This is a genomic window from Streptomyces sp. NPDC107498 (assembly GCF_055582805.1).
The window spans coordinates 237,824-251,223 of sequence record NZ_JBVJPE010000001.1; the positions used below are offsets into that span (position 1 = coordinate 237,824).

The 13,400-nt window shown below is 74.2% G+C and carries 18 protein-coding genes and 1 pseudogene; 9 read left to right on the plus strand and 10 right to left on the minus strand.

The annotated features are described in order from the left end of the window. Positions 1 to 48: 48 nt before the first annotated feature. Positions 49 to 987, plus strand: a complete 939-nt coding sequence (locus ACZ66Z_RS01095; protein ID WP_469932243.1) for a DNA topoisomerase IB — start codon at positions 49 to 51, stop codon at positions 985 to 987. Between the two features lie 168 nt (positions 988 to 1,155). On the opposite strand, the gene ACZ66Z_RS01100 is transcribed toward ACZ66Z_RS01095, so the two are convergent. The 7 genes and pseudogenes from ACZ66Z_RS01100 to ACZ66Z_RS01130 form a co-directional block, all read right to left on the minus strand. After that, positions 1,156 to 2,334 (minus strand): baeRF2 domain-containing protein, encoded by a 1,179-nt coding sequence (locus ACZ66Z_RS01100; protein ID WP_469931851.1) that lies wholly within the window; start codon positions 2,332 to 2,334, stop codon positions 1,156 to 1,158. Positions 2,335 to 2,460: 126 nt separating this feature from the next. After that, entirely contained in the window at positions 2,461 to 2,826 is a 366-nt protein-coding gene (locus tag ACZ66Z_RS01105; protein ID WP_469931852.1) for a DUF5709 domain-containing protein, read from the minus strand. Between the two features lie 138 nt (positions 2,827 to 2,964). Continuing rightward, positions 2,965 to 3,201 carry a DUF6480 family protein gene (locus ACZ66Z_RS01110; RefSeq protein WP_469931853.1) on the minus strand — a complete coding sequence of 79 codons (237 nt, stop codon included), beginning with the start codon at positions 3,199 to 3,201 and terminating at the stop codon, positions 2,965 to 2,967. Positions 3,202 to 3,214: 13 nt separating this feature from the next. Then, complete coding sequence (locus ACZ66Z_RS01115) at positions 3,215 to 3,913, minus strand: HAD family hydrolase (protein ID WP_469931854.1); 699 nt, start codon at positions 3,911 to 3,913, stop codon at positions 3,215 to 3,217. Between the two features lie 9 nt (positions 3,914 to 3,922). Further along, the gene (locus ACZ66Z_RS01120; RefSeq protein ID WP_469931855.1) at positions 3,923 to 4,888 is read right to left on the minus strand and encodes an LLM class F420-dependent oxidoreductase; all 966 of its coding nucleotides are present in this window, start codon (positions 4,886 to 4,888) and stop codon (positions 3,923 to 3,925) included. Positions 4,889 to 5,358: 470 nt separating this feature from the next. After that, positions 5,359 to 5,826 (minus strand): annotated as a pseudogene (locus ACZ66Z_RS01125) (SRPBCC family protein); the annotation flags it as partial. 57 nt (positions 5,827 to 5,883) lie between these two features. After that, positions 5,884 to 6,069: a hypothetical protein gene (locus ACZ66Z_RS01130; protein WP_469931856.1), complete on the minus strand. Its 186-nt coding sequence runs from the start codon at positions 6,067 to 6,069 to the stop codon at positions 5,884 to 5,886. A 191-nt stretch (positions 6,070 to 6,260) separates the two neighbouring features. On the opposite strand from ACZ66Z_RS01130, the gene ACZ66Z_RS01135 reads away from it, so the two are divergent. The 5 genes from ACZ66Z_RS01135 to ACZ66Z_RS01155 all read left to right on the plus strand — a co-directional run bounded on the left by ACZ66Z_RS01135 (position 6,261) and on the right by ACZ66Z_RS01155 (position 9,947). Then, positions 6,261 to 6,671: a glutamate-cysteine ligase family protein gene (locus tag ACZ66Z_RS01135; RefSeq protein ID WP_469931857.1), complete on the plus strand. Its 411-nt coding sequence runs from the start codon at positions 6,261 to 6,263 to the stop codon at positions 6,669 to 6,671. A gap of 4 nt (positions 6,672 to 6,675) precedes the next feature. Continuing rightward, positions 6,676 to 7,383 (plus strand): HemK2/MTQ2 family protein methyltransferase, encoded by a 708-nt coding sequence (locus tag ACZ66Z_RS01140; RefSeq protein ID WP_469931858.1) that lies wholly within the window; start codon positions 6,676 to 6,678, stop codon positions 7,381 to 7,383. Positions 7,384 to 7,448: 65 nt separating this feature from the next. Beyond that, a complete protein-coding gene (locus ACZ66Z_RS01145; protein WP_469931859.1) occupies positions 7,449 to 7,799 on the plus strand; it encodes a CDGSH iron-sulfur domain-containing protein in 351 nt (116 codons plus the stop codon). After that, positions 7,796 to 8,818: an iron-containing redox enzyme family protein gene (locus ACZ66Z_RS01150; RefSeq protein ID WP_469931860.1), complete on the plus strand. Its 1,023-nt coding sequence runs from the start codon at positions 7,796 to 7,798 to the stop codon at positions 8,816 to 8,818. Before ACZ66Z_RS01145 ends, ACZ66Z_RS01150 begins: the two co-directional genes overlap by 4 nt. 445 nt (positions 8,819 to 9,263) lie before the next feature. After that, positions 9,264 to 9,947 (plus strand): nucleotidyltransferase family protein, encoded by a 684-nt coding sequence (locus ACZ66Z_RS01155; RefSeq protein WP_469931861.1) that lies wholly within the window; start codon positions 9,264 to 9,266, stop codon positions 9,945 to 9,947. 117 nt (positions 9,948 to 10,064) lie between these two features. On the opposite strand, the gene ACZ66Z_RS01160 is transcribed toward ACZ66Z_RS01155, so the two are convergent. Beyond that, the gene (locus ACZ66Z_RS01160) at positions 10,065 to 10,484 is read right to left on the minus strand and encodes a CBS domain-containing protein (RefSeq protein WP_469931862.1); all 420 of its coding nucleotides are present in this window, start codon (positions 10,482 to 10,484) and stop codon (positions 10,065 to 10,067) included. Between the two features lie 52 nt (positions 10,485 to 10,536). Further along, positions 10,537 to 11,115 (minus strand): type 1 glutamine amidotransferase domain-containing protein, encoded by a 579-nt coding sequence (locus tag ACZ66Z_RS01165; RefSeq protein WP_469931863.1) that lies wholly within the window; start codon positions 11,113 to 11,115, stop codon positions 10,537 to 10,539. 178 nt (positions 11,116 to 11,293) lie between these two features. Here ACZ66Z_RS01165 and ACZ66Z_RS01170 point away from each other — a divergent pair, with 178 nt between their 5' ends. Continuing rightward, positions 11,294 to 11,449, plus strand: a complete 156-nt coding sequence (locus ACZ66Z_RS01170) for a hypothetical protein (RefSeq protein WP_030690448.1) — start codon at positions 11,294 to 11,296, stop codon at positions 11,447 to 11,449. A gap of 108 nt (positions 11,450 to 11,557) precedes the next feature. Here ACZ66Z_RS01170 and ACZ66Z_RS01175 read toward each other — a convergent pair whose 3' ends face one another. After that, positions 11,558 to 11,899, minus strand: coding sequence for a DUF3040 domain-containing protein (locus ACZ66Z_RS01175; RefSeq protein ID WP_469931864.1), 342 nt, complete (start codon positions 11,897 to 11,899; stop codon positions 11,558 to 11,560). A gap of 186 nt (positions 11,900 to 12,085) precedes the next feature. Between ACZ66Z_RS01175 and ACZ66Z_RS01180 the strand changes: the two genes are divergently transcribed. Both ACZ66Z_RS01180 and ACZ66Z_RS01185 read left to right on the plus strand, forming a co-directional pair. Beyond that, entirely contained in the window at positions 12,086 to 13,006 is a 921-nt protein-coding gene (locus ACZ66Z_RS01180) for a SigB/SigF/SigG family RNA polymerase sigma factor (RefSeq protein WP_469931865.1), read from the plus strand. 82 nt (positions 13,007 to 13,088) lie between these two features. Further along, the gene (locus tag ACZ66Z_RS01185) at positions 13,089 to 13,283 is read left to right on the plus strand and encodes a hypothetical protein (protein WP_469931866.1); all 195 of its coding nucleotides are present in this window, start codon (positions 13,089 to 13,091) and stop codon (positions 13,281 to 13,283) included. Positions 13,284 to 13,400: the final 117 nt, after the last annotated feature.

Here is a 13,400-nt window from a genome sequence, read left to right on the forward strand (position 1 = left end):
GTCCGGCCGGGCTGGCGGCGGGTCCGCCACGGCCGGGGTTTCCGCCACCTGGACACGGGCGGCACACCCCTGGGTCCGGAGGACCGGGTCAGGGTGGTCGCGCTCGTCGTCCCCCCGGCGTGGCGGGACGTCTGGGTCTGCCCGTGGCCGAACGGGCGCATCCAGGCCATCGGCACGGACGCGGCGGGCCGCCGGCAGTACCTGTACCACCAGGACTTCCGGCGTCGGCGGGAGGAGGCGAAGCACGCGCACGTGCGGCGGGTCGCCCGCGGCCTCCCCCGGCCGCGCCGGGCCGTCGCACGCGATCCGGAGCGGCGCGGACCGTGCCGGGACCGGGTGCCGGCCTGCGCGGTGCGCCTCCTCGACCTCGGCTTCTTCCGGATCGGCGGCGAGCGGTACCGGCGGGACAACTCCTCGTACGGACTCACGACCCTGCTCCGCGAGCACGCGCGCTGCGCCCGCGGGGAGGTCCGTCTCGGCTATCCGGCGAGGTCGGGCCGCCGGCAGGCGCGGTCCCTCGTGGAGGGGCCGGCGTACGAGGTCGTGCGCGCGCTGTTGCGGCGGCGGGGCGGGGGCGACCGGCTGTTCGTGTACGGGGAGGGACGGTCCTGGCACGAGGTCCGCGCGGAGGACCTCAACGCCTGTCTGCGGGAGCACTCCGGGAGGGACATCACCGCCAAGGACTTCCGGACCTGGCACGCCACGGTCCTCGCCGCCGTCGCGCTCGCGGTCTCGGCGCCGGTGGCGGACGGCTCGCGCGCGGCGCGGGCGGAGGCGGAGCGGCGGGCGGTCCAGGAGGTCAGCGGCTACCTCGGCGACACGCCGTCGGTCTGCCGCGCCTCGCACATCGACCCGCTCGTCGTCGAGCGCTTCGAGGAGGGCGTCGCCATCGCCCCGGTGCTGGGGCGGCTGGGCGAGGACGGCGGCTTCGGGCACCCGGCCACGCGGGGCGCGGTGGAACGGGCGGTCCTGCGCCCGGTGGACTGAGGGCGCCGCTCGCGACCGTCGGCCCGAGGACGCCGCCGGCCGGAGCGCGCGGGAGGGACGGCGCTCGCCGGAACGGCGGAAGGGATGCGCTCGCCGGAGCGCGCGGGAGGGGCGGCGCCGCCCGTGGTGTCCCCGCCGTCGGGGGCGTCGCCCGCTCCTCCGGGTGGGTCAGGTGCTCCAGCGCAGGACCGCGCCGAGGCCGCCGGCCGGTCCCTTCGCCTCCTCGGGGACCAGGAGCACCTCGGAGTCCGCGGCGACGCAGGCGCGCAGCAGCGCGTCGTCGGCGCGTGCCTCCCTCGGTCGGCCGAACCCCCAGTTCTTGGCCTCGGTACGGCCCAGGGCGATGTCGTACGGGCCGGGGCCGACCCAGATCAGACGTCCCGCGTCGGCGGCGTCGAGCCCGAGCAGCAGGGTGGCGACCCGGTGCTCGCGAACGGCGTCCAGCACCGCCGGAACGCCTTCGGCGGCCGGGCCGGGAGCGCCGTCCACGGTCCCCGCGCGGTGTTCGCCGGGCCGTCCCCGCGCTCTGCGGAAGTCGTCGAGGGCGCTGCGGACGCGTTCCCGCGTGTACCGCGCGCGGGCGTCCTCTATCTCGCGGTCGAGGGTCTCGGTGGAGGCGCCGGGCGCCCGGCTGCCGTGCTCGACCTCGACGGTGTGGCTCCGCAGCTGCTGCGGGAGCCGGTCCCGCACCGCCTTCCGTTCGCGGGCGTCCCCCGCGAGGACCAGGAGGGTCCCGGCGTCCTGCGGGCAGCGCCGGACGAGCTCGGCGGCGATGATGTCGGCCGTCTCCTCCCAGGCGTTCTCGACCTTGTTGTGGTAGTGCCATTCGTACCGGTCGGCGGGGAGGCCGCGGTGGCCGCGGCCCTGCCACGTCCTGCCCTCCGCCCGGCCCGTTTCCTCCGTGCCGAGGGGGCCGCGCAGTTCGAGGTCGGCGCCGGTGCGGTCGATGAGGGCCACCTGGCAGACCGGTTCGTCGCTCCGCAGGTGCAGGAGCGGGGCGATGTGCGGGAGGCTCGACCACATCGCCTCGACGCCGGACGGCGCCCTCGTCAGGGGAAGGTCGAGGACGACCTCCCCGGCCGTGGCGAAGAGGGCGCGGCCGGGCGGCGATCCGGACGCCGGTTCGCCGCGGAGCCGTTCGGCGACCGCGCCGACGGTGAGGGGGTCCGTCCCCTCGTCGACGAGTTGCCGGGCGACGGCGCGGTCACGCAGCTTCTGGATCTGCGCCCCGTCCTCGGTGTCCCGGCCCGTCTCGACGAAGACGGAGGCCCAGGGGCCGGGGCGTTCCAGGAGGGGTTTGAGGAAGTCGAGGTCCATGGTGTCCCCAAGGGGGTGGGAAGCGGTCACGGGAGACGGTCTGCCGTCGCTGCTCCGGAGGGCGGGTCGTACGGACTCCTCCGCGGCGGCTGCCCACCGCCCCGACCGGCAAACGACGCGGTGCGGACCGACGGGCGGTCCCGGCGGTCCGGACGGTCACGCCCCCTCGTCCTCCGGAAGGCGCTCGTCCTCCGCCTCGGTCTCCACCACGTGGACCGCGGCCTCCTCCGCGGGTACGGCGCCGTCGGCGGCGGGCGGCCGTGCGTCGGGCACCTCCTGGGCCAGCCGTTCGTCGAGCGGCTCGCCCTCCTGCTGCTCCCGCTGGGTGGTGCCGTACCGGTCGACGCCCTCGGGGTGTTCCGGCGGGGAGTAGCCGGGGGCGGCCGGGTCGTCGAGCGGGTCCGTGGCGAGCGCGTTGTCCGGGTCGAGTTCACCGCTGGGGCGGTTGCCCGCGTCCGAGTGGGTGGGCTGGTACACGTCGTCGCCGCGGGCCGCTTGCGGGTCGGGCTCGTTGCGGGCCATGAAGGGGTTCCTTTCGGGTGGGTCGTGTCGGACGGTCCGTGTCGGACGGGTCCGGTCGAACGGGCCGTGTCGAACGGGTCCTGTCGGGCGGATCTTCGGCGGGTCCGGTCGGGCGGGTCTTGTCGGACGGTCGCGGGCTCAGCGGGTCGCGAGGACGATCGCGTACACGAGGAAGAACAGGGCGCACGCGATGACCAGCAGCCACACGATGAGGAGGGGGCCCGTCGCCCAGCCGCGCCGGGGCGGCCGGTAGGGGCCGGTGCCCGTCCCCGTGCCGGACTCCGCCGGCGGCGTCTCGCCCGCGGGGACTCCCCCGCCGGCCTCGACGCCCGGGGTGCGGCGGGGGTCCGGGTCCGGGTTGCTCGGTCCGGTCATGGCGTTCATCTCCCTACGGCTCGCCGGCGCCCGAGGGGGCGCCGTCGGCCGGGACGGTCGCGAAGGGGCTGGTGTCGAGATGGGCGAGGAGGTCGGCCGGGTCCGCGTACACGGCGGCGGCGCCCGCCTCGGTGAGGTCGGCGCGGGGTATGCCGCCGCACAGCAGGCCGGCGCTCACCATGCCGGCGCGGCGGGCGGCCTCCATGTCCCAGACGCTGTCGCCGACGAAGACGGCCCGGTCGGCGGGGACGCCGACGAGCGAGAGGGCGTGTTCGAGCGGGTCGGGGGCGGGTTTGCCCTCCTCGACGTCGTCGGCGGTGGCGGTGTCCGTGAGGGCCTCGTCGGCGTCGAGGGCGCGGCGCAGGGCGGCGAGTTCCCGGTCCTTGGCCGAGGTCACGAGGACGACCTTCCATCCGTCGTCCGCGAGGGTGCGGAGCAGGTCACCGGCCCTGTCGAAGGCCTGGAGCCGCTCGAAGGAGGTGGCGTAGAGGGTGTCGTGGGCGGTGCTGAGCCGGTCGTCGTCCGAGGGGTCGCGGGAGCGGCCGAGCAGGTGGTCGACGAGCTGCTCGCCGGGCAGCCCGATCGCCCGGTGCACGGCGTGCGTCGGCACCTGGTGGCCACCCTGCCGGAGAGCCTCCCACCAGGCCACGACGTGAAGGTGGTTGGTGTCGACGAGGGTTCCGTCGACGTCGAAGAGCGCGGCGCGGTCCATGGGGGCCCCCTACAGGTCGCGGAGGGCGGGCAGCAGCGTCGACTCCGCCCAGCGGAGGAAGGGCAGCTGGTGGTCGCCGCCGATCTGGACGAGGGCGAGGTCGGTGAAGCCGGCCTCCGCGTAGGGGCGGGCCGCCTCCAGGACGGCGTCCACGTCGTCCCCGCAGGGGATGTTCTTCGCCACGTCCTCCGGGCGGATGTGCTGGGAGGCCTGTGTGAAGCCCGCCGGGAGGGGGAGTTCGGCATTGAGGCGCCAGCCCCCCAGCATCCAGCGGAACTGTTCGTGGGCGCGGGCGATGGCCGCGTCGCGGTCGGGGTCGTAGCAGACGGGCAGCTGCCCGAGGCGGGGCTTTCCGGCGCCTCCCTGGGCGTCGAAGGCGTCGAGGAGTTCGCGTTTCGGCTCCGTGGCGACCACCAGGTCGGCGTGACGTCCCGCGACCTCGCAGGACCGCGGCCCGGAGACGGCGATGCCGAGGGGCGGGGGCGTGGGCGGGACGTCCCAGAGCTTGGCGTCGTCGACCTGGAAGTGGCGGCCGTGATGGGTCACGTACTCCCCGCCGAACAGGGCGCGGATGATCTCCACCGCCTCGTCCAGCATCTCGAGGCGTACGCGGGCCGAGGGCCAGCCCCTGCCGACGATGTGTTCGTTGAGGTTCTCGCCCGAGCCGAGGCCGAGCCGGAAGCGGCCCCCGGACAGGAGTTGCAGGGTGGCGGCCTTCTGCGCGATCACCGCGGGGTGGTAGCGGAAGGTCGGACAGGTCACCAGGGTCATGAGCGGGATCTCGGAGGTCGCCTGCGCCGCCGCGCCCAGCACGCTCCACGCGTAGGGGGCATGTCCCTGAGAGGGCAGCCAGGGGAAGAAGTGGTCCGAGATCACGGAGAACCCGAATCCCGCCCGCTCCGCCTCGACCACGTGCTCGACCAGCTCACGGGGGCCTGCCTGCTCGGTCATCATCGTGTACCCGATACGCATCATGTCCGGCGACTTGCCGCGACCGCGGGGTCCGAAACGGGAAAGGGCCGGCTCCGAGGAGCCGGCCCTTCCCGCCGCGGTCCGTGAGGGGGCTGTCAACGCGTGCCCGGCTCGTCGTCCGGCGGCAGCGACCAGGACTCCGTCTCCCGGGCCGGGCGCGTCCGTCCGGGCGTCTCCACCGGCCCGGGCGGCTCCTTCATCGCGTCGGGGCCCTTCCCGGTGGACTCCATGGAGGGGTCGGCCCCCATGGACCTCCCTCCCATGGGCCTCTCTCCCATGGACCGGTCGCCCATGGACGGGTCGGTCCCCATGGGCCTGTCTCCCATGGAGGGGTCGCCCATGGACGGGTCGGTCCCCATGGGCCTGTCTCCTATGGAGGGGTCGCCCATGGGCCTCTCTCCCATGGACCGGTCGCCCATGGAGGGATCGGCCCCCATGGACCGCTCCGTTCCCATGGACCCGCCGGACGGCGCGGTGCCGGCGTCCTGGGGGCGGATCCGGCCGCGCCAGCCGCCCGAGGCGTCCCCGTGTTCCTCGATGAAGCCCTTGAACCGCTTGAGGTCGCCCTTGACCCTGCGGTCGAGCACCCCCATCGCGTCGCCGGCCTTCTCCACCATGCCCTCGGGCTCCACGTCCATCGCGAGCCGCACCCGGGTGTGCGCCTCGTCCAGCGGCTGGAAGCTGACGACGCCCATCTGCCGTACGTCGCCTCCCGTGGTGCGCCAGGCGATGCGCTGGTCCGGGAGCTGGTCGACGATCTCGGTGTCGAACTCCCGCCGGACCCCGGCGACCTTGGTCTGCCAGTGACAGTGCCGGTCGTCGATCTGCCGGACGTCCTCGACGCCCTCCATGAAGCGCGGGAACTCCTCGAACTGCGTCCACTGGTCGTACACGTCCCGCAGGGGAACGTCCACATCGATCGTCTGCTCGACCTTGCTCATGCTGCGGCCTCCTTCACGTCGTCACGGCGTTGTGAGAGCCGGGTACCACGGCCGCCGTCAGTGGGCGGCGGCTCCGAACTCGGCGTGCTGGGTACGGAGGGCGAAATCGGGCTCCGCCCGGGGCGGCCGGCCGAAGGAGTGGCGTCGCGCCTCGGCGTGCGCCTCTTCCATCAGCGACCGGAACTCCTCGTCGCTGAGCCCGCGGCCCCGTGTCGTCCTTCCGCCCTCGGCGTTCCCTCGCATGGGGTCCGCCTCCTTCCGGTCGTACTCCCTCGCTCCGCGACTGCCCGCTCCCGCGGAACCGAATCAGCCGGACGGACCCCGACGTGCCGGCTCCGCGGTCCCGGCGGGGTGCGCTCAAGGGCACGGGCAGGGCGGCGGCATGCGGGGCCCCGGGGCGGGTAGTCGCGCGCCGAGGCGAGGAGGAGCCCGAGATGAAGATCCTGACGATGGGTGTCGAGGAAGAGTTCGTGCTGGTGGACCGGGTGACCCGGGCCCCGGAGGTCATCCGGCGGGTGGGCCCCGGACTCGGCGAGCGGGTGCAGACCGAGTTCTTCAACGCCCAGGTCGAGATCTGCACGAAGGCCACGGCGAGCCGCCACGCCCTGCGCGACGAGCTCTCCCGGCTGCGCGCGACGGTGGGCACGGCCGCGCACGACGTGCACTGCATGCCGGTCGCCCGGCCGGGCCTCGACGCCACCGGCGACACCGACTGGGTGGACGAGCAGCGGGAACGGATCCGCGCGGGCGGCGGCGGGGCCGCCCGTCAACGCGCCGTCTTCCGTCGGCACAGCCGGTTCAGCGCGGTGGTCGACGCGCTGGCCGCCGCCACGGTGGGGAGCTGATCGCATGGGTTTCCCCGTCTCCGTACGCCGCTCCGCTCCCGCCGGGGAACAGCCGTCCGGTCTCCGGATGTACCGGCTCCCCGGCGTGTACGCGCCCCAGGCGGACTCCGGGCTCCTGGTGTCACAGGTACGGCGCGAGGAGCTGCGGCCCGGGGTCCGCTCGCTCGACCTGTGCACGGGCACGGGCATCGTCGCGGTCGCCTCCGCCCTGCGGGGCGCGCGGGCCACCGCCGTCGACGTCTCGCGCGCCGCGGTCGCCGCCTCCCGGCTCAACGCGCTGCTGCACGGCTGCCGGATCCGGGCGCTGCGCGGCGACCTGGACGGGCCGGTGGGGCGGGAGCGCTTCGACCTCGTCACCGTGAACCCGCCGTACGTGCCGAGCGAGGACCCGGAACTGCCCGCGCACGGCGCCCGCCGGAGCTGGGACGCCGGGACCGACGGCCGGCTGCTCCTCGACCGGATCTGCGCGCGTGCACCCCGCCTCCTGACGCCCTCAGGCGTGCTGCTGCTCGTCCAGTCCTCGTTGTCGGGGGTCGCCGCCACGCTCGACGCGCTCGGACACGGCGGGCTGCGGGCCCGTGTCGTCGAGCGGCGCACCGAGCCGTTCGGTCCGGTGATGTCGGCCCGGGCCGAGTGGTTCGCGGCCCGGGGCCTGGTCCCGCCGGGAACCCTCACGGAGGAACTCGTCGTGATCCGCGCGTGCCGAGCATGATTCGGAACCGAAGAGCCGGGCAGTCGCGCGGTACGGACGCAAGCCGAGCTGATGGGTGGTGTGTGATGTCTGCTTCCCCGCACGAGGGCGCCCCGAGGGTGAGGATCCCGGAGGACGACGGAACGAACGGCCCGGGAAGCGCCCGGTCGCGGACGTCCCCTCCCCGCTTCCGTCCGCTCCCCGAGGGGCCGCTGCTCGTGGAGGGGCCCGCGGAGATCGTCATGCCGGACGGTTCGGTGATCCGCTGCGATCGGCCCGTCATGGCCCTGTGCACCTGTCGGCGGAGCCTGCGGGCGCCGTTCTGCGACACCAGCCACCGACCACGCCTCCGCAACCGCACCGGTGCTCCGGACAGTGCGGCCCGGGGCACACCCCGCCCGGAGCGGGGCCGGACCGGGGAGGCCGAGGCGTCATGACACTGCTCTCGACGGCCGTCGCGGCGTCCGAGGCGCCCGAGGCCCGCGGCGAGATCTCCCATCTGGTCCGGAGCAGGCTGCTGGGCGGCGACCACCTGCCCGAGGCGGCGGACATCGCGCGCTCCTCCCCGTACGGGGAGGACCTCCAGCTCGCCCTCCACCTCTGCTACGAGCTGCACTACCAGGGCTTCGCGGGCGTTCCCGACACCCTGGAATGGGACCCCGGCCTGCTCGGGGTCCGGGCCCTCATGGAGCACCGCTTCGAGAGCGCGCTGCGCCACGACTGCCGCCACCACGCGAACGTCGACGAGGCGCTGGCCGCCCTCCTCCTGGAGCCGGTCGACGGCACGGGCGTCTCCCACTTCCTGGCGTCCTCGGGCGAGGCGTGGCACCTGCGCGAGTACGTCGCGCTGCGCTCCGTGCACCAGCTGCGGGAGGCCGATCCGCACCTGTGGGTGGTCCCCCGGCTGCGCGGCCGCGCCAAGGCGGCGATGGTGGCCATCGAGTACGACGAGTACGGCTGCGGGCGGGCCGAACGGATGCACTCCCGGCTCTATGCGGAGCTCATGGCCGACCTGGGCCTCGACCCCTCGTACGGGCGCCACGTGGACGCGGCCGGAGCCGAGGCCCTCGCGGCCTCGAACCTGATGTCGATGTTCGGCCTGCACCGGAGGCTGCGCGGGGCCCTCGTGGGGCACTTCGCCGTCGTGGAGACGACGTCGCCGCCCGCCGCCTCGCGCATCGCCGCGGCGATGCGCAGGACCGGTGCCGGACCGGCCGCGGAGCGGTACTACGAGGAGCACGTGGAGGCCGACGCCGTCCACGAGCAGGTCGTCCGCCGTGAGGTCGTCGGCGGCCTCCTCGACGACGAGCCGGACCTCGCCGAGGACGTCGCCTTCGGCATCGCCGCGACCTCCTTCCTGGAGGACCGGCTCGGCGACCGGGTGCTGGACGCCTGGTCGCGGGGCGAGAGCGCCCTGCGCGCGCCCCTGCCGCAGTCGCCCGTGAACGAGCCGTAGAACGACCCGGCCGCCGGGGACGCGCTCCTCGACGGTCCGACGGCCCGGAGCCGACGGCACCCCCGGTGCCGTCGGCTCCGTCGTTCCGGCCCTCGGGGCCGTCGAGGGGTTCCCAAGGGTTGCGGGCACGGCGCCGGGGTGCGGCGCGCGGGCCGGCGCTCGTGGAGGACGACCAGGCCCTTCAGGAGGGTCTCCGGGGCCGGAGCCCGCGTGCCGGGGCGGAGGGGCGGGGGACGTGCCGGGCACGACGGGCGGATGTCGTCGGCGTCCTCCCGTCGGGGGGTGCGAGGCACCTGCCCGGCCCGGCGGCGGGCGACCGCGGCGCGGATGGGGTTCCCTGGGGTGGGTAGACGCCGGTCCCCTCCGCGAGGGCCGTCGCGATCAGCCACGAGATCCAGCGGCGAGATCCAGCTGCGAGATCCAGCTGCGAGAAGAGGAGCAGGCCATGAACCTCATGGAAGGCCCGCCCGCACGCCCGGAGGCGGGCGGAGCGGCATCCTCCCGGAACGGCTCGCCGCACCACGCGTCCGCGCCCGCGTCCGGCGCGCCCTCCCCCGCCCTGCCGCCCGACCACACGCAGGCGATCCTGGAGACGACGAAGGAGGTCGGGGCCGTGCTGAAGGAGTCCGGCCGCCCGTTCGCCCTGGTCGGCAGTGTCGCCGCGTACGCGCACGGCATTCCGGTCCGGCTCCAGCACGACACGGACTTCGCGATCCTGCGCGAGGACGCCGAGGTCGTGACGGAGTCCCTGCGGGAGCACGGCGTACGGATCGTCGACCCGCCCGAGGACTGGCTCGTCAAGGCCCGCGCGGGCGGCGAGCAGATCGACCTGATCTTCTCGCTCGCCGGGCGGCCGGTCACGGCGGAGCTCCTCGCCCGTGCCCAGACGCTGCCGGTGGACTCGGTGCACATGCCGGTGCTGGCGCCGACCGACCTCATGGTCTGCCGTCTCCTCGCGCTCTCCGAGCACCACTGCGACTTCGGCCCGCTGTTGCCGGTGGCCCGGGGGCTGCGCGAGCGGATCGACTGGGAGCGGGTGCGCGAGGACACCGCGGGCTCGCCGATGGCGGAGGCCTTCCTGTACCTGCTCGAACTGATGGACGTGCTGCCGCACCGCGACGGTGGGTGACCGGGGCGCTCCGGGGGCGTGGGCGCGGCACGAGGACCCGGAATCGTGGGCGGCACCACGAGGGCGCCCGCCCGAGGTGGGCGGGCGCCCTCGTGGTGCCGGGCCGGCCTTCCGGGCTCAGGTCTCCTCGGAGACCGTCTCGACGAGGTCGCCCACCTGCTGTCCGGGCATCGCGCGGGCGACGTCGGCCTGGGCGATGATCCCGACGAGGACGTGCTTGTCGATGACGGGGACCCGCCGGATCCGGTGCTCGCTCATGACGCGCATCACCTGCTCCGCGCTGTCGTCCGCGCCGACGGTGACGATCTCGTCCTGGGCGAACTCGTCGACCGTGCACTGCTGCGGGTCCTTGCCCAGGGCGACGCACTTCACGACGATGTCGCGGTCGGTGAGCATGCCCTTCAGCTTCTCGTCGGGACCGCAGATCGGCAGCGCCCCGACGTCGAGCCCGGCCATCTTCCGTGCGGCGTCCACGAGGGTCTCGGACGAACGGACGCAGGTCGTGTTCGGGGTCATGATGTCTCGTGCGGTGGTCATGATCGTCACCTGTCATGGGTCATGTCGCTGGGTCTGTCACGTCACCGGGCCGTCATGCCGCCTTCCCGGCGCTGTCGAGGGCCTCGACGATCGCCGCGGCGAAGGCGTCGAGGTCGTCCGGCCGACGGGAGGTGATCAGGGTGTGGCCCGCCGAGGTGTCGACCACGACCTCCCGGTCCACCCAGTGACCGCCGGCGTTCTCCAGGTCGGGGCGGAGGGACGGGTACGAGGTCAGTTCGCGGTCCCGGACCAGGCCGCTGTCCACGAGGAGCCAGGGCCCGTGACAGATCGCGGCCACGGGTTTGCCGGCCTCGGCGAAGGCGGAGACGAGACGTCGCGCCTCGTCGTCGGTCCGCAGCTGGTCGGCGTTGACGGTGCCGCCGGGCACGACCACGGCGTCGAACCCGTCCGCCGTCGCCTCCGCCAGGGTCGTGTCCGGCTGGACGACGGCGCCGGGCTCCTGGTCGGAGACGAGGGTCCGGACGGATTCGTCCTTCTGGGCGGCGACGGTGACACGGGCACCGTTCTCCCGCAGGACGGCCACGGGCTTCTGCAGCTCGTCCTGTTCCGTCCCGTAGTTCGTCGTGAGGACGAGGACGTTCTTTCCGTCGAGCTTTCCGTCGGACGACACGATGTGTTTCCTCTCGGGTGCGACTGTCCCCCGCCGTCTCTGCGCCTCACCCACACCGACTGCCTCAAACCTCACATATCGGCCCGCATATTCTCCGAGGATGGGGGAAACCGCGCTGTTGACGAGTTCCCGTGCCGAGACCTACCGGCCGGGCCCCGCAGGCGGCGGAGGTGCAGCCATGGTTCCCCTTCTTCTCGTTCTCCTCGTGATTCTGGTGCTGTTCGGCGCGGGATTCGCCCTCGACGTGCTCTGGTGGATCGCCATCGCCCTGCTCGTGGTGTGGGTGCTCGGCTTCCTGATGAGGAGCGGCGGCGGGCGCTGGTACCGCTGGTGAGCGGACCCGCGATCCCGAGATCACGCCACGGCCGCCCCGGAGGATCCTCCGGGGCGGCCGTGGCGTGATCTCGGGGGCGGTGCGATCTCCGGGCCGGGACCCGGCGCCTCACTCGTCCGTCCGCGATTCCGCGGTCCGGCGCTTCGCCCAGCGGACGGCCAGGAGCAGCGCCGTGACCAGGGTGAGCACCCATACGGAGGCGAACGCCCAGATGAGTCCCGGCGCCTCGGTGTCGACCGCGAGGACGAGCAGGGCGAGGGTCATGACGCCGAGCGCCACGACGCCGAAGGAGGGAAGGCGCCCGCGGGCACGGACGACCGAGGGCACGGGCAGGTGCGGGGTCCGTCGCATCGTGCGCAGGCGGCGCGCGAGCGACGCGTCCTGACTCAGCTGCTCCTCGATCTCCGCCAGAACGCGCCGCTCGTGCGCGGAGAGCCGGGCATCGTCCATCGCGGACACCTCCTCCCGATCCCTGCGCGTCGGCGTGGACGCGTCGTGTCTCTGCGGATTCCCAGACAATTCGTGTCAAATCCCCCCAAGCGGGGCATCATTTCCTCAGGACGCTCGACCGACGGACCACGCCGTTGATCTTCCCGTCACGACGCAGGCCCATCGCCCCCCGTCGAAGGAGCACTCATGTCCACCGCCGGAGAACGCTCCGACACCATGCTCGCCACCGCCGGCCCCGGCCCCGCCACCACGGGGGCCGCCACCCGCCGGACGGCGCTCGACGGACTTCCCGAGCCCGCCTGCCCGACCGCCGTCTCCACCGACGACGCCCGGGTCCTGTCCGTCGCGCTGTTCTCCCGGCTCCGGGCCCTGGAGGAGGGGACGCCGGAGTACGCCTACGTCCGCAACACCCTGGTCGAGCTCAACCTCAGCCTCGTCAAGTTCGCCGCCCGGAGGTTCCGGAACCGCGCCGAGCCCGTCGAGGACATCGTCCAGGTCGGCACGATCGGCCTGATCAAGGCCATCGACCGCTTCGACCCCGACCGCGCCGTCGACTTCTCCGCCTTCGCGCTCCCCACCATCGTGGGCGAGATGAAACGATTCTTCCGGGACACCAGCTGGGCCGTACGGGTCCCCCGCCGACTCCAGGAGCTGCGGATCGACCTCGCGAAGGCGGCCGACGCCCTGGAACAGGGCCTCGGGCGCCGCCCCACCCGGGCGGAGCTGGCCGCACAGCTGCACCTCACGGAGGACGAGGTCTCCGAGGGCCAACTCGCGGCCCACGGCTACGCGGCCCGGTCCCTGGACCTCCCCGCCGGCGACGAGGACGCCGCGCCCGGCGCGGGCGCCCGTCACCTGGCCAGCTCGGAGCCCTCGTACGAGCTGATCGAGTCGCTGACCGCGCTGCGGCCGCTGCTCGCCCGGCTCGACGGCCGCGACCGCCGCATCCTGGAGCTCCGCTTCGGCGAGGAGCTCACCCAGGCGGAGATAGGCCAACGGATCGGCCTCTCCCAGATGCACGTCTCGCGCCTGCTCACGCGCATCCTCGGTGAGCTCAGGGACGGTCTCCTCCAGGACGACGCCGAGGCGGACGGCGCGGACCGCTGACCGTCCGGCCGTCGCGCGGACCGAATCGAATCGGCCGGCCGGCCGAAGAATGGCCGACGGGATCCGGGGCAGCCGCCGTCACGTGGCGAAGCAGCATCACGAGGACGAGGGACCCGACCGCTCCCAGGTACCGCCCGAGGAGTCGATGGACGAGGTCGCCACCAGGATCCGCAAGGAGGTCGGGGAAGCCGCCCGTCGCCTGCGCCGCGCCGCGACCCGGTTCGAGAAGGGGCCGCCGCCCGATCAGGGAGACGACGACGGAGCCGGTCGCGCCTAGGCGGTGTCCGTCAGGGCGACCGGAACGCCACGTGCGCGGATCCGGCCGCGGTGCGGGCCCGTCGGCACGCGGCCGGGCACACGGGGACGGACGAGGGTCGCCCGGCCCGCGAGATCC

Excerpts from the sequence above, each read along its gene's own strand:
- ACZ66Z_RS01170 (WP_030690448.1), top strand. The coding sequence starts at position 11,294 with ATGGTTCCCCTTCTTCTCGTTCTCCTCGTGATTCTGGTGCTGTTCGGC.
- ACZ66Z_RS01175 (WP_469931864.1), bottom strand. The coding sequence starts at position 11,899 with ATGGACGATGCCCGGCTCTCCGCGCACGAGCGGCGCGTTCTGGCGGAG.
- ACZ66Z_RS01115 (WP_469931854.1), bottom strand. The coding sequence starts at position 3,913 with ATGGACCGCGCCGCGCTCTTCGACGTCGACGGAACCCTCGTCGACACC.
- ACZ66Z_RS01140 (WP_469931858.1), top strand. The coding sequence starts at position 6,676 with ATGGGTTTCCCCGTCTCCGTACGCCGCTCCGCTCCCGCCGGGGAACAG.
- ACZ66Z_RS01150 (WP_469931860.1), top strand. The coding sequence starts at position 7,796 with ATGACACTGCTCTCGACGGCCGTCGCGGCGTCCGAGGCGCCCGAGGCC.
- ACZ66Z_RS01120 (WP_469931855.1), bottom strand. The coding sequence starts at position 4,888 with ATGATGCGTATCGGGTACACGATGATGACCGAGCAGGCAGGCCCCCGT.
- ACZ66Z_RS01145 (WP_469931859.1), top strand. The coding sequence starts at position 7,449 with ATGTCTGCTTCCCCGCACGAGGGCGCCCCGAGGGTGAGGATCCCGGAG.
- ACZ66Z_RS01155 (WP_469931861.1), top strand. The coding sequence starts at position 9,264 with ATGAACCTCATGGAAGGCCCGCCCGCACGCCCGGAGGCGGGCGGAGCG.
- ACZ66Z_RS01160 (WP_469931862.1), bottom strand. The coding sequence starts at position 10,484 with ATGACCACCGCACGAGACATCATGACCCCGAACACGACCTGCGTCCGT.
- ACZ66Z_RS01180 (WP_469931865.1), top strand. The coding sequence starts at position 12,086 with ATGTCCACCGCCGGAGAACGCTCCGACACCATGCTCGCCACCGCCGGC.
- ACZ66Z_RS01130 (WP_469931856.1), bottom strand. The coding sequence starts at position 6,069 with ATGCGAGGGAACGCCGAGGGCGGAAGGACGACACGGGGCCGCGGGCTC.
- ACZ66Z_RS01110 (WP_469931853.1), bottom strand. The coding sequence starts at position 3,201 with ATGACCGGACCGAGCAACCCGGACCCGGACCCCCGCCGCACCCCGGGC.
- ACZ66Z_RS01135 (WP_469931857.1), top strand. The coding sequence starts at position 6,261 with ATGAAGATCCTGACGATGGGTGTCGAGGAAGAGTTCGTGCTGGTGGAC.
- ACZ66Z_RS01105 (WP_469931852.1), bottom strand. The coding sequence starts at position 2,826 with ATGGCCCGCAACGAGCCCGACCCGCAAGCGGCCCGCGGCGACGACGTG.